Annotated in this window: 13 protein-coding genes; 2 read left to right on the top strand and 11 right to left on the bottom strand. The window is 60.9% G+C overall.

Features of this window, described 5'->3' with window-relative positions; genetic code table 11:
- Positions 1–185 precede the first annotated feature (185 nt).
- The 8 genes from QA639_RS14930 to QA639_RS14895 form a co-directional block, all read right to left on the bottom strand.
- Complete coding sequence (locus QA639_RS14930; protein ID WP_028331816.1) at positions 186–662, bottom strand: phasin; 477 nt, start codon at positions 660–662, stop codon at positions 186–188.
- 263 nt (positions 663–925) lie between these two features.
- A complete protein-coding gene (locus QA639_RS14925; protein WP_283090133.1) occupies positions 926–2,131 on the bottom strand; it encodes a class I SAM-dependent methyltransferase in 1,206 nt (401 codons plus the stop codon).
- Positions 2,115–2,594: a hypothetical protein gene (locus QA639_RS14920; protein WP_283090132.1), complete on the bottom strand. Its 480-nt coding sequence runs from the start codon at positions 2,592–2,594 to the stop codon at positions 2,115–2,117. Before QA639_RS14920 ends, QA639_RS14925 begins: the two co-directional genes overlap by 17 nt.
- Entirely contained in the window at positions 2,587–4,404 is a 1,818-nt protein-coding gene (locus tag QA639_RS14915; RefSeq protein ID WP_283090131.1) for a Z1 domain-containing protein, read from the bottom strand. The genes QA639_RS14920 and QA639_RS14915 overlap by 8 nt, the downstream gene beginning before the upstream one ends.
- Positions 4,405–4,497: 93 nt before the next feature.
- Positions 4,498–4,869, bottom strand: a complete 372-nt coding sequence (locus tag QA639_RS14910; protein WP_283090130.1) for a site-specific integrase — start codon at positions 4,867–4,869, stop codon at positions 4,498–4,500.
- A gap of 117 nt (positions 4,870–4,986) precedes the next feature.
- Positions 4,987–5,589 (bottom strand): GNAT family N-acetyltransferase, encoded by a 603-nt coding sequence (locus QA639_RS14905; RefSeq protein WP_283090128.1) that lies wholly within the window; start codon positions 5,587–5,589, stop codon positions 4,987–4,989.
- Between the two features lie 26 nt (positions 5,590–5,615).
- Positions 5,616–6,698 carry a PHA/PHB synthase family protein gene (locus QA639_RS14900; RefSeq protein WP_283090127.1) on the bottom strand — a complete coding sequence of 361 codons (1,083 nt, stop codon included), beginning with the start codon at positions 6,696–6,698 and terminating at the stop codon, positions 5,616–5,618.
- A complete protein-coding gene (locus QA639_RS14895) occupies positions 6,695–7,078 on the bottom strand; it encodes a hypothetical protein (protein ID WP_283090126.1) in 384 nt (127 codons plus the stop codon). The genes QA639_RS14900 and QA639_RS14895 overlap by 4 nt, the downstream gene beginning before the upstream one ends.
- A 178-nt stretch (positions 7,079–7,256) precedes the next feature.
- Here QA639_RS14895 and QA639_RS14890 point away from each other — a divergent pair, with 178 nt between their 5' ends.
- Both QA639_RS14890 and QA639_RS14885 read left to right on the top strand, forming a co-directional pair.
- Entirely contained in the window at positions 7,257–8,177 is a 921-nt protein-coding gene (locus QA639_RS14890; RefSeq protein ID WP_283090125.1) for an alpha/beta fold hydrolase, read from the top strand.
- Between the two features lie 203 nt (positions 8,178–8,380).
- Complete coding sequence (locus tag QA639_RS14885; protein WP_283090124.1) at positions 8,381–8,845, top strand: nuclear transport factor 2 family protein; 465 nt, start codon at positions 8,381–8,383, stop codon at positions 8,843–8,845.
- A 165-nt stretch (positions 8,846–9,010) separates the two neighbouring features.
- Here the strand turns inward: QA639_RS14885 and QA639_RS14880 are convergent, their stop codons facing one another.
- From QA639_RS14880 to QA639_RS14870, 3 genes are all read right to left on the bottom strand, one after another.
- The gene (locus tag QA639_RS14880) at positions 9,011–9,685 is read right to left on the bottom strand and encodes a spermidine synthase (RefSeq protein ID WP_028331821.1); all 675 of its coding nucleotides are present in this window, start codon (positions 9,683–9,685) and stop codon (positions 9,011–9,013) included.
- A 178-nt stretch (positions 9,686–9,863) separates the two neighbouring features.
- Positions 9,864–13,097 carry a bifunctional cytochrome P450/NADPH--P450 reductase gene (locus tag QA639_RS14875; RefSeq protein WP_283090585.1) on the bottom strand — a complete coding sequence of 1,078 codons (3,234 nt, stop codon included), beginning with the start codon at positions 13,095–13,097 and terminating at the stop codon, positions 9,864–9,866.
- A 136-nt stretch (positions 13,098–13,233) separates the two neighbouring features.
- Positions 13,234–14,229: an alpha/beta fold hydrolase gene (locus tag QA639_RS14870; RefSeq protein WP_157348250.1), complete on the bottom strand. Its 996-nt coding sequence runs from the start codon at positions 14,227–14,229 to the stop codon at positions 13,234–13,236.
- Positions 14,230–14,237 lie beyond the last annotated feature (8 nt).

Raw genomic sequence — 14,237 nt, 5'->3', positions numbered from 1 at the left:
GCATGGCCCCACCGCCGTCATTCCGGGGCGTGCGAAGCATGAACCCGGAATCTCGAGATTTCGGATCGCCGCTTCGCGTCGTCCGGAATGACGATGGATACTTGAGTTATGAAGGACACCGCCAAAAAAGAAGGCCCGCAAAATGGCGGGCCTTCGAAAAGGGCAGTTGGTCAGCGCGGCCGCGATCAGGCGGTCTTGCCGTAGACCTTGGCGAAGTTGTCCTGCGCGGTCTTCGCACCGTCGGTGACGAGCTTGCCGAGATACTCGGTGGTGGCCTTCGCCCGCGAGACGAACAGTTCGCCACGCGCACGGGCCAGCTCCGACTGGATCTGGGCGGCTTCGCTCAGCGACTTGGCGGACGCGAGCTTGTCGATACCTGCGAAGAACGCCTCGGCGTCCTGGTAGATCGCCTGCTGGATGTTGCGGCTGATCTTGGCGGCTTCGGTCACCGAACCGGCAACAGCGGACTCGATCACGTTGGTCACCTTCTCCGAGCCGGCATAGGCATCGGCAGCGCGGGTCTTGGCGGCCTCGGCCTGCTTCTTCACGAACTCACGGGCGGCTTCCGGAACTTCCAGGTTCTGAAGCTTGGTGAACGCCTCGGTGACGGGCGCGAAGGCTTCCTTGACGCTGTTCAGCACGGAATTGGTTTCGGTGGTCATTGGGGGTCTCTCCATCCTCAGGTTTGAGCTATGGGCTCACCCCGTCCGGTTTGGCCCGGGGCAACGGTGTTATGACACATCCCATGGTGCGTCGCAACATAAATGTTGCGGCGCGACATCACGAACCTGTGAACAACCCCCGGCGTCCATGACGTAGATCATGCGATGAAAAGGTGCCCGAACAATACCCCTGCCGCCACCTTCGAACCAGCCACATGGATCAGACGGATGTCGACGCTCACAACGCCGGAGAACCGCTTCCGCTATTGCGATCGCTTTCTAAACTGAAGCACGATCTCTGACCGCATTCTTGAGTCAAAGCTTTGACTGCCACTCGTCGGAGGAGGTAGGTAGCGCTTGTTTGGCGGTAGACGACGACGAAACGATTTCTCGAACTTTAGTTTGCAACTCTCGGCCACGAGCCGCACGATCTTAGAGTTGCGAATATACACTCCTCGAACTGTATTTTCGCCCACGACATATATCGCACGTCCGCCCGGAACTAGGACCCGCTCGACCTCCTTAACGGCAGCGTACATATCTTGAACGTAGGCAGCCACTAACGCGCGTTGACGTTTAGGTAGTGCCGCCAGACGAAGTTCCTCCAAGTAATGGCTGACCTCGCTATCATCGGAAAGGCCGACTTCGCTGCCAACACTTATGGAGCGAAGTGCTCTAATCTCTTCGATCGAGTAGCCCATCCAAACCAAGGTGAACTTTGAGCACCGCATGTAGTCGATGGCGTTCAGATATGGGGGCGACGTCAAGACTAGATCAATCGAGGCGCTGGGAAGGCGAGTTCTTCGAGCATCGCCCATGCGAACGTTAGTTTTAGGACTGCGCCGTTTGGCAACATTGGCAAGCACCTGATCTGCGGCTGCTGCGAACTTCTCGAATGGCAACACGGGTGCCTTCTGAAAAAATCGATGCGGCCGACTATGGACCAAATCCAATGCCCGCGACGCCCCCTGCTTTGCAATTATTAGACGAGAAAATGCGCACCAGAGCAGGTTTCGAACGGCCTCATGCTTCTCTCGCTTGATTGCTGAGGCAAGTCCCAACAACTGCCGACGAGCGCGGCAGTCAAACCAGTAGCGGATAAACTGCATTGTTTCGCGGTCGTTTGTCGGAAAAGATTTGCTTGCCGGAGTGTTGCCAGCCTTTTCTTTCGCCCTTTGCATGACACGGGTGACCGCAGCCTGTACTCGCTTCGCGCTAACGGGCTTTGTCCACACCGTCGCGATCAGACTGGCAAGCGGATCGATGTCAATTCCGACAGCGTGATGATGACGCGACTGCGCAAGCGCTACTACTGTCCCGGAGCCCATCATCGGGTCCAAGATCTTTAGCGGTCGCTTCGTCTTTCTAACGATAGAGCAGACGATTTCAGGAGCCATCCTAGCCGGAAAGGGATGAACTGGATGCCTTCCCAAGGCATCAATAAGCGTGCGGCTAGCGGGACGCGGCATATCTATCTCGTACTCGCGCCATTGTTTCTTCCAGGATGACGCCAACTCCGCGCGGCACTTTCCGATCAAGTTCGCCCCGATTTCCAGCGATTTGATATTGTGCGCGGGGAGGACGCGAGATCGATATCCAAGCATTGTCGCTCTGCGTGAAGTCCACCAAGGTGTGTAAATCAGCAAATGAAAGCGCGACGGCTCCATCACTCTCACAAACAAATACCAAGAATGAGCCGGGATACCTCGCTTCGAGGTCCAGCAGGTCCGCAGCTTGTTCAATTGTGAATGTGAAGCGCCAAGGAGACATCCTCTTTGACGAATGCTTCACGTAAATTCCTATCCTGCCGTTCATGACAAAGGCGGCAATTCTGCCTTCTCTCTCAAAGGGCCGAAAGGAAAGCGATAGGTCGCTTGCCACGACTAGTTGTCGCAGGACAGCGCCCTGATAAAATTCGTACTCGTCAAGCATTCTTTACATTCTTGATGAAGGTGATGTTGCCGGTGAACTTGTAGATAAGCCGTGCTCGCTTCTTCGAATTGAAAAACATCTTGAAGTGGTGAACGGCATCCGGATTGTTGCGTGTGACTTGACCGAACAGACCTTTGCTTCTTTCTATTTTGTCCCAGTCGGCATCCTTCATGCCTTCGACGGATGACGATGGATGCAGAGCCACCGATCCCGAGCCGAGCGGCAAGAAATGTTTGACGTACTCGAGAAGATAGTTCGGCAGTGAGTCGGCGCCGACGCGTTCTTGGAGATTTTGCAGGCCCGTCAGAGGATCGTTTGATTGCATTATAGTTTCGAGGTCAGTCGAATAATCGAATATTGGGAACGACATCTCGCCTCGGTCGAGCAGAACATTGGCTTTATCAATACTTGTCGAAGCGACCGCAGAGATGCGTTGGTCCGCAAGCCAGACCGGAGAGCCCTTCTTGGTTTTGATGGCTTCCAGCGCAAGGCGGTGAAAAACAAAGCACCGATGCCAGTCGAGATACAGTTGCTTCGGGATGGTGAGCTCGAAGTGGGGCAGGGTCTTTCTTCGAGACCCGAACATGCGTGCTCTCTGTATGTAGGTGTCTTGCTGAATTTTGTGCTTAGAGTCACGAGTGAAGAACATCGACAGCAGATTATCGAACGTAACGCCGCGTGAGACGATATTGCCACCAATTACAAAAGTGAAAATGGCGGCAGGCGAAGTGGCAGACTTAAAGTCTACGTTCTTGTCACGCTCGCTGTTCATTATGATCGTGGTGGTTTGATCGCTGTTCTTTGCGATGTAGGCAAGAATGCGCTCCGCTTGCATGTCACCATAAAGAGTGGCAGCGATTTTTCCGATTTGATGAGTGTAGTCTTCAAATTTCTTCGAATGCACATCAGACAGCGCATTCATCACATCATCAATCGGCTTCTTGTCTGACTTATGGTCGAGCTTTTTGCCGCTTGTGTGAATTAGCATCGAGTAATTGTCGTCGGCGCTATTATTGAGGTTTAGCGAAGCGACGCGGACAAGAAAGCGGAAGATTGCTTCTCTGAGGTATTTCGGACTGTCGTCGGTATCGGGCAGAGTCCGAAGAGAGAATTGCGCTTCACCCGCAAGCGGAAAGAATGAGTCCTGACCTGTGTAGGCATCGTGAGGTGGAAAGTTCACCCACTTTTCGTTGTCGTTGTCGAAGGTGTTATTTAGGTCCAAACGCGCGGGTGTCGCGGTTACACCGATATAAATTCCGTCATCGCCGATCAGCCGTTGTATCAAGTGGTTGATCTTTGTTACGTCGCCTTTGTTGATTAAGGCGTTGGGGGTGGCGAAGTCCGCTTCATCGTCAATGACGACCTTGTTCCTAATCTTTTCAGTCTTCAAGTTTAGCTTAGCAAGGTCGCTGGCGTTCTTCTTACAAAAGATGACGTGATATCCCGATTTCAGAGAGTAGTCCGGATCGATCACGTCAGAAAAGTTCTTCGCTGACGGCGAAAGATTAGATCGTTGAAACCGATCTAGATTTTGTTGCAAAAGCTGAACGCTGTCGTTCAGGAGATGGATGATTATTCGGTGGCCCTCGTCGAGCAGCTTGGCCGTGAGGCAGATCATCATTTCGGTCTTCCCGCTTTGCGGTTCACCGTAGATGACGAAGGAGCGAGTGCCGCTCTCCAGCGTGCCCATTGCACTTGAAACGGCCGCCTCAATACAAGAGCTTTGCTTCTTTGCGGCGAGAAGGCGGGACAGTTGTGTTTGATAGCGTTCTTTTTTGGCGGCGATCCGCCGCAACCTTTCAATGTCCAAAATAGCCCCCTGAGCCCAATCAATCTATGTTAGCAATGCGCCGCTGATTAAGCTATACCGTGTATCCCTCCTCGTGACGATTGAGAAGAAAGGCTAGGCCGACTTCCGTGCGCCCGTCAGTGTCCGTGGGGAAAGGACGAAATCTGACCATGCAGCCATTGTCTCGCGCCGCTTCTCCAGTTGTGGCGACCGCTGATAGGCCGCTCGGACCTTGCCGCGCGTCAGATGCGCAATGCTCATGTCGGCGAGATCCGCACCGTAGCTAGTCGCGTCGATCACCCAATCGGAGAACGAAAAGCGGAAGCCCTCGTCGCTCTGCAACGCTTCGAGCATGGCATTCTGGTTGATTACGCTGAACAGTGGCGCGTCGGCAGCGCCGCGCTTGCTGAGTAACGACACAGCGGCCGGCGAGAGCGGCACGTGATGGGTGCGTTTGCCGTTCATCAGGTCTTTCGAGATGACCATGTCACCAGGCCGTCAATCGCTTTGATCTCGCGCCATATTGCCGGGGTCTTGGTCTCCTTCCCCTTTTCCGTGCCCAAGATCCCGCAGATTGCCTGCGGAACCGGCAGTTAGAGGTATCTAGCCACCACCACCACCAACCGCGTCGGACACCCCGTACGCCTCCATTTGGGCCCGGACCTGCGCCACGTTGTGCCCCAGCACGACGATGTCGTGGGTCTTGCCCTCGACGTCGCGGACATGGTCGCGCAGCAGGGCCTCCGCCTTGAAGCCGAGGCTTTCGAACAGCGCGATCGCCGCCTGCTGGTCGACGGTCATCTGCACCGAGAACTTCTCCAGCCCGGCACCGAGCGCGATGGCGAAGGTCTCCTGCGACAATGCCCGGCCGACGCCCTGCCCGCGCACGTCGAGCGACACCACCATCCGGATCTCGCCGACATGCGGCGACCAGGAATGCGGATCGCGCACCAGGGTGCCGCAGCCGACCACCTTGCCGTCCTTGATCGCGAGCAAGCTGGTGATGTCGCCGCGCTCGATCTCGTTGATCCAGGCCGACAGCACCTTCGGCTGGCTGATGTTGCGCGGCAAGAACAAGAGATCATGCGTCGGCAGCTTTTGCGCGAAGGCCAGCACCGCGGCCTCGTGGTCCCGAATCATCAGGCGAAACTCGATGTCGCCCGCTTCGGTTTTGACGCGGCGCGGATAGGAACGTTGTTCGGTCATGTCGATCTCTCTCAAGTCGACCCTTCTTAGGTCGATCTTTTGCCCAGCCAGGAGTCCAGTTTCGGCCACAGCCGCTTGATTGCGTTGGCGCCGGCGACCAGCGAGACGTGACCGCCTTTGAGCATCACCTCCTCCTTGTCCTCGGAGCCGATCTTGGTGATGAGATGTTTTGCCGCATCATACGGCACGATGTGGTCGTGCTCGGCGACCGCGTGCAGGATCGGCACCTTGATGTCGGCAAGCCTCGCCTCGCGGCCGCCGACCGTCATGGTGTCGTTGTAGAGCTTGTTGTCCCACATCAGGTCCTTGGTGATGGCGCGGAAATATTCGCCCGCGAGCGGCAGCGTGTCGGTCGCCCAGCGATCGAACATCCGGTACGACTTGACGAACTCGTCGTTCCAGATGTTGTCCCAGAGTTGGATCTGGCCGACGACACGCGCGGCCGGCCGCAACATGTCGAACGATTGCAGGATCAGTTCGGGCGGCATGTTGCCGGTGCTGTCGATCAGCCGGTCGACGTCGAAATAGCGGCGGTCGGCGAAATTCGAGAACAGCTTCATCTCACGGAAATCGATCGGCGTGGTGAAGCAGATCAGGTTCTTCATCGGCCCGTCGTTGAAGATCGAGCCGTAGAGCAGCGACAGCACGCCGCCGAAGCAATAGCCGATCACCGAGACGTCCTTTTCGCCGGAATCCTGCTGCACGCGGCGGACCGATTCCGGAATGAAGTCGAGGACGTAATCCTCCATGCGCAGCGATTTTTCCTCCGGCTTCGGCGCGGTCCAGTCCAGCATGTAGACGTCGAAGCCGCGCTTGAGCAGAAACTCGATGAAGCTCTGCCCCGGCACCAGGTCGAGGATGTAGCCGCGGTTGGTGGTCGCCATCACGATCAGCACCGGCACGCGATAGACTTCGCTGGCCTGCGGCCGGTAGTGATAGAGGTTCATGGTACCGCGCGAATACAGCACGTCTTTCGGCGTCGAGCCGAGCGACGGGCCGGAGCTCGAGAAATACTCGACGCCCTTGATGCTGCGCTGGATCGCGCGCTGCACCTCGGACTGGACCCGCTCGGAGATCGAGGCGAAATCAAAGGGGGTGGGAGCATTCATTTGCTGCCTCCCTCCGCCGGCGGCTGCTTGGTGCGCGGTGGCCGCGGCGTTGCGCCGTGGCTGTCGTCCGGCGCCAGCGAATTGTGGTGCACCTGCTGCAGCAGCGTCTTGATCTCGTTGAGCTGGTTCTCCATCGACTGCAGGCGCTCGGCCATACCGACGAGTTGGGCGCGGCTCGGCAGGTTCATCGCCAGCAGATATTTCTCCATCAGCTCGCCGAGCTGCTTCTGTGCGCCGGCCGCGGCGCCGCCGGCCTGGTTCATCACCTTGGAAAATTCCGGCGAGCTCATGAGCTGGTTGCCGAAGGAGTTGAACCCCTTCTCCATCTCGCCAATCATCGTCTGCCAGATCACGGCAGGGTCGTTGCCCTTGTCGGCCATGCGGCGCTCCTCCACACCAATTTCGAGCGCTTGCCGCGCTTCCATTTGTTTCTGCCATACGACACTGTTGCTGCTGATCGGTCAACTGCGCGGCGCGACCAGCGACGCCGAGGCTCTTCTGCGCTGCGTCAATCCGTGGCATAGAGGTTCCTGACCGCGACACCAGCAGGGGACGCCCGTGACCACGCTCGCCCATCAGCCGCCGCAGATCATCCGCGCCAATGGCATCGACATCTGCTACGAGATTTTTGGCGATGCGAATGCCGAGCCGCTGCTCCTGATCATGGGCCTCGGCGCCCAGATGATCCATTGGGACGACGAGTTCTGCCGCCAGCTCGCCGCCCGCGGTTTTCACGTCATCCGATTCGACAACAGGGATATCGGCAAATCCTCCCGCCTGAGCGGCGGCAAGCGGCTGACCGCGCTCGAACTGCTCAAGCTCCGCTTCCTGAAGATCCCGGTCGCAGCACCCTACAAGCTGGCCGACATGGCGAGGGACACGATCGGGCTGATGGATGCGCTCGGCATCCGCACTGCGCATCTGGTCGGTGCCTCGATGGGCGGCATGATCGCGCAGGAGGTTGCGATCACCTTTCCCGAGCGCGTGCGCTCGCTGACCTCGATCATGTCGACCACGGGCAATCCAAAGATCCCGGGGCCGACCCGCGAGGCGACCGCGGTGCTGATGGCGCCGCCACCGAAGAGCAAGGAAGAGTATTTCGTCCGCTTCGGGCAGACCTGGAAGGTGTTGCGCAACGGCTCGTTTCCCGAGGACGAGGCGCTCGATCCCGAACGCGCGCGGCGCACCTATGAGCGCGGCCTCAATCCCGAGGGCGTCGGCCGCCAGCTCCGCGCCATCCTCGCCTCCGGCAGCCGCAAGGAGCGCCTGCGCGGCGTCAAGGCGCCGACGCTGGTGATCCACGGCACCATCGATCCGCTGGTGCATCCCGAAGGCGGCAAGGACACCGCGGTCTCGATCCCGGGCGCGAAGCTCGTGATGATCGAGGGCATGGGCCACGCCCTGCCGATTCCGATGTGGCCGCAGATCATCGACGCCATCGACAAGCACGCGCATGGCGCGGCGGCGAAGGCGGCGTAAGGCCTGAGCGTTTTCGAGCGAAGTGGATACCGGTTCGCGTGAAGAAAACGCCTCAAAGCCAGAATCGAGAGCCCGTCCCGATTCAATCGGAACGGGGCTCCGGTATCTTCCGGTAACCATGTGAGCCAGGAGTGCGTTCTTCCGGGCGCGGCATGGACGCTGTAGAGAGCGCTATCCAGCGTTCAGCCACCGGGAGCAACCAGATGAAGACCCCTCTCCGGCCACAGACAGCCGTCGCCGCTCTCCTCCTCGCGCTCGCGTCTTCATCGGCAATCGCGGCCGCCAACGAAGCGCACCAGGAGGCCAACCGCAAGGCGGTGCTCGCCTTCTACGAGAAGGGGCTGAACCAGAAGGACGCTGACGCGGCGCTCGCCTATGTCGGCAACCGCTATGTGCAGCACAATCCCGGCGCGGCCGACGGCCCGGAAGGCTTCCGCAAGTTCATCGGCTTCCTGCGCGAGAAGTTTCCGAACTCGCACAGCGAGATCAAGCGCTCATTCGTCGACGGCGACTACGTGATCCTGCACGTCCACGCCGTGCGCGAGCCCGGCACCCGCGGCAATGCGATCGTCGACATCTTCAAGCTCGAGGACGGCAAGATCGTCGAGCACTGGGACGTGGCGCAGCCCGTTCCGGAGAATCCCGCCAACAACAACACGATGTTCTGAGGCATCGTGATGGCTTGTGCTCGGCCACTGGCATGATCAGGCTGGCGAGCGCGCCGGGATGCCGGCTAGAGCATGATTCGGAAAAGTGTGAAGCGGTTTTCCGAAAAATCATGCTCAAACAAAGAGCTAAAGCGCGATGACGATTCAACCCAATCTCATCGCGCTTTAGTCCTTGACCGCGATCCAGATCACATGGCGGACACCGCGGCCTCGGCCGGTGGCGCGGACGGCAATTTCGTTGACCGCGAACCCGGCCCGGGACAAGGATTTCGGGAACCTGGCATTCGGACCGGACGACCAGACGGCGAGCACGCCGCCGCGCCGCAAAGCCGTGTGTGCGATCTTGAGCCCGGAGACATCATACAGCGCGTCATTGGCCTTGCGGGTGAGACCTTCAGGCCCGTTATCGACGTCGAGCAGGATGGCATCGAAGCTGAGCGGTTGGCGTTCGATCACGCTGGCAACATCCTCCTCCCGGATGCTCACGCGCGGATCGTTCAGGCTGTCGCCGAAGATCTCCGCCATCGGACCTCGCGCCCAGGCAACGACCGCCGGCACCAGTTCGGCCACCACGATTCTCGCCTCGGGCCCGAGCACGGCGAGCGCGGCCCGCAGCGTAAAGCCCATGCCGAGCCCGCCGATCAGAAAATGCGGCCGTGCGACCTTCTCGATCTTCTTCGCGGCAAGCGTCGCCAACGCCTCTTCCGAGCCCGACAAGCGGCTGTTCATCAGCTCGTTGGTGCCGAGCATGATCGAGAATTCGCGGCCTCGCCGCATCAGACGCAATTCACCTTCGGTACCGGGAATGCGCGCGGTGTCGATCTTTTCCCATGGAATCATGCGGCGGCTTGTATCATGGCCGGTGCTCCCAAATCACCCATGCGTAGCCCGGATGGAGCCAACGGGTCGCGCGAACGCGCGCCCGATGACAGGCTCCGCGAAATCCGGGAGCCGGTCGGTCCGCATCTGACGCTGTCCCGGATTACGCTTCGCTTCATCCGGGCTACGAAGGCACGGGCTAGCCACCTGCCCAGACGTCGAGCACGTAGCGGTTCCTGGTGCCCATTTCCTCGATCCAGCGCGCGGCGGCGTCAGTGTCGACACCGGTGCGCTCGCGATAGATCGACATCAGGGTCGCCTTGACGTCGGGCTCCATCCTGCCGCCGTCGCCGCAGACATAGACGATCGCACCCTGCTGGATCAGCTCCCACACACGGTCCTTCTGCGCGGCGACGAGGTGCTGCACATAGGTCTTCGGGCCATCGGCGCGCGAGAAGGCGGTGTGGAGTTCACTGATGCCGTCGGCTGCGAACGCCTTCAGTTCATCCGCATAGATGAAGTCCTGCTCGGGATGCCGGCAGCCGAAGAACAGCATCGCCAGCCCCAGCGTCGCGCCCTGCGCCTTGCGCGCGGCACGCTCCTGCAGGAAGCCCCGGAACGGTGCGAGCCCGGTCCCCGGCCCGATCATGATGATCGGCACGGCATTGTCATCGGGCAGGCGGAAGCCGGCCTTGGTCTCCTTGATGGTGGCGTGGACGGTATCGCCGGCGCGGCGGCGCGCCAGGTAGTTCGAGCAGACCCCCTTGTAGATGCCGCGCCCGGAACTTGCCGGCGCCTCCACCACGCCCACGGTGACACTGCAGCGCTGCGCCTCGCCGGCCGGAGACGACGAGATCGAATAATAGCGCGGCGCCAGCAGCGACAGCATTTCAAGATAGAGGTGGAACGGCAGCTCGCAGGCCGGATGTTCCTCGAGCAGGTCGAACACCGATTTGCGCTTGGCCAGCACCTCGGAGCGATAACGCACGGCCGACGCCTCGTCGTCGCCGACATAGGCCATCAGCTTCGGCTTGGTCACCGGGCAGCGGGTGTGCTCGGCCATGATCTGGATCTGCTTGCGGGTCGCGACCTGCTGCAGCTCGACGAACTCGGTGAGCAGCCGTCCGACCGACACGGCGTTGCCGACCGGCAATTGGGCGCGGCGGCCTTCCGAGACCTGCAGACGGATCTGGTCGGCCGGCAGGAAGCCGAAGCGGCGCGCAACGGAATCGACCAACGTCGGATCGTTGCGCGGCACCACGCTGAGATGATCGCCGACGCGGTATTTCAGACTGGCCGGCAGCTCGACCTCGATATGCCGGGTCGAACGCTCCGACGGATGAGCGCCTGCCTTGGTCTGCAGCTCGTTATTGGCGAGCACCTTCATCGGCACCGCGCCGCCTTGCGTCACGATGGTGTTGACCGCACCCTGCGCCACCGGCTCGATCGCGTAGAGCGGCTCGTCCTCGGCGGTGCGGGTGAAATTCCAGTCGATGCCGAATTCCTTGGTCGCGACCTTGGCCGCCTCCGGGAACCATTTCTGGAACTGGCCGTCGAGATCGCTGCGCGCGTCGCCCTCGCCGCGCGGATAGACGGCGCGCGCGCCATGCTTGGTGAGCTGCTCGTCAATGAAGCGCGGCACCGACTGGTAGGTCGCCGCCCAATCGCTGTTGCCGCAACCGAACACCGCGTAGCGGACGTTGGCGAAGGCATCCTTCGGCAGGTCGCTATCGAGCCATTTGACGAACTGCGTCGCGTTGTCGGGCGCCGCGCCATTATAGGAGGCGCAAATGATCAGCACGCCGCCCTCCTCCGGCAGCTTGCCGACATAATCGTCCAGCGGACCCAGCCGCGTCGCGAAGCCATTGATCTCGGACAGATCCGCCATGCGGGTTGCCAGTTCCTCGGCGGAGCCGAGATTGGAGCCGTAGAGCACCAGCATCGGCGTGTTGTGGCCGGGACGCGTGGTCGGCGCGCGCGGCGCCTTCGGCGCGGTCGCAACCGCGCCGGTGCTGCCGGCGAACGCGCCGCGGTCCTTGTCGTCGCGCGGCCGCACCTTGATCCTGAAGCCATCCGGCTTGACGGTCAGCGTCTCCTTCAGATGCATCTGGTAGCGATGCACGTCGATCAGCTTGAAGCGTTGCAGGATCATCCCGATCGCCAGCGCCGCCTCGTGCATGGCAAAGCCGCGGCCGATGCAGGCGCGCTGGCCGTTGCCGAACGGCTTCCAGGCATTGATCGGGCGCTTGGCCTCAGCCTCGCGGCTGAAATTCTCGGGATCGAACACGTCGGGGTTCGGACCCCAGACGCTGGGATCACGATGCAGCGCCATCACCAGGATGGTGATGAAGGTGTTCTTCTTCAGCTTGTACTTGCCGCCGATCGTCTCATCGTTCAGCGGCGCGATGCCGTAGGCCGGCGCCGGCGGCCACAGCCGCAGCGCCTCCTTCAGGCATTGGGTGATGTAGGTGAGCTGCGTCACCTGCTGATAGGTCGGCCGCGCGTTGACGTCGGGCCCGAGGACGCGATCGACCTCCTCATAGGCCTTCTTCAACACCTCCGGGTGCTTCAGCAGCGCATAGATCGTGCACGACAGCAGGCCGCTGGTGGTCTCGTGGCCGGCGATCAGGAAGGTGTTGATCTGGTAGCGGATGTTGACGTCGTCGAGCTGCTCGCCGGTGGCGCGGTCGACGCCGGTCATCATCGCCGCCAGCATGTCCTTCTTGTCGTCGGTCGCTGCGGTGTTGCCGCGCCGCTCGGCGATGATCTCGTCGACCATCTTGTTCATGAAGGCGACGTCGTCGGCCAGCGTCTTGCGCCGCTTCTGCATCCACAGACCCTCGAGCGGCAGGCCGCGGGTCATCATGATGGTTTCGAGCGAGCGCACCAGCGATTCCACGAACGGGTGGTAGTCGCGGCGGTAGAACGAGTTGAAGCGGTAGTCGAAGCCGCAGAGGCCGATGGTGTCGAGGGTGAGCGCCGTCATGTCGTGGACGACCTCGATCTCCTCGTCCGCGTTGAGGCGCTCCCATTTCTTGACCAGCTGCTCGGCAATATCGACCATGCTCGAGTGGTACGACTGCATGGCGCGGTTGCCGAACGGCTGCATCAGGATGTTGTGCGCCTTGCTCCAGTTCGGCTCCTTGGTGTCCGCGGTGAACAGGCCGTCGCCGCCGACCGCGCGCACCCGGCGCAGCGAGCCGCGCACGGCCTTGTCGAAGCGTTTTTCATCGGAGAGCTCGTCAACGAGATCGTGGCCGGACACGATGACGAGCGGCGCGCCCATCATGTCGAGCCAGAAGATCGGTCCCAGCTCCCTGGAGAGCTTGACGAGATGCTGCACCGGCGCGGTCGAGTCCAGCGACAGCATATTGCCGACCACCGGCTTCGTCGGCGGATGCGGAATCGGACTCAGTCTGTTGCCGGACGCCATCTTCGAAGTGCCCCCTCTAACCTCAGTCATTCCGGGATGGTCCGAAGGACCAGACCCGGAATCTCGAGATTCCACAATGCGCAATTGCGCATTGGGGTTCGATGCTGCGCATCGCCCCGGAATGACGACGTCGTCGTCAGCCAAATCGCTTTCTGCGCCATTCGATCAGCTTCGCGCTAACTTCGTCAGGCTTTTCCTGCTGCGTCCAATGGCCGCTGTCCTTGACCAGATACTTCTCGAGGTCCGGCACCAACCGCTCCATTCCGTCGGCGGCCGAGGGCGGCAGCACCGCGTCGTTCTCGGCCATGATCATCAGCGACGGCACCCGGACGTGATGGTCCAGTCCGGCCGAGCGCTCCCAGTTGCGGGTGAAATTGCGATACCAGTTGATGCCGCCGGTGAAGCCGGTCTTGGTGAAGGTGTCCACGAACACCTTCTTCTCGTCGGCCGACAAGATCGGCGTGCGCGGATCATGCTTGGCGTCGTAATTCGCGATCATCTGCGGAAACGCCAGGTTGAGCCGCGCCGAGGCGCCGACGCCGGCGATCGGCTGTTCGGGTGGCGCATCCGCCGGACGCGGCACCGGCTTGCGCATGAAGGCGTCGAAGGTCTGCTCGACGCGGCCGCCGAAGATGCGGTCGGGCTCGCGCGCCGGATCCTGGAACTGGACGATGTACATGTGATCGCCGAAGCGCTGGCGGAACAGCGCGATCGGATCCATCGGCGCGCGGTCCCAATGCGGCGTGTTGACGCCGACGACGCCGGCGACCCGCGCAGGATGCCTGAGCGGCATCTGCCAGACGACAAAGCCGCCCCAGTCGTGACCGACGAAGATCGCCTTGTCGATCTTGAGATGGTCGAGCAGGCCGACGAGATCGCCGGTCAGGTGCTCCATGTCGTAGGCCTCGACCGGCTCCGGCCGGTCGGTCGCGCCATAGCCGCGTTGATCCGGCACAATCACCCGGATGCCGGCCTCGCCCAGCGCCTTGATCTGGTGGCGCCAGGAGAACGCCAGTTCGGGCCAGCCGTGGCACAGCACCACCGGCGGCGTGTCGGTCTTGGGGCCTGCTTCATAAAACCCCATGCGGATGCCGTTCGTCTCGGCGAACTGCAGCGGTGGCATTTCAATCATCGACAGGC

Source organism: Bradyrhizobium pachyrhizi (assembly GCF_029714545.1).
In the GTDB taxonomy this organism is placed as follows: Bacteria; Pseudomonadota; Alphaproteobacteria; order Rhizobiales; family Xanthobacteraceae; genus Bradyrhizobium; species Bradyrhizobium pachyrhizi.
This window is presented reverse-complemented; position numbering and strand designations above follow the sequence as displayed.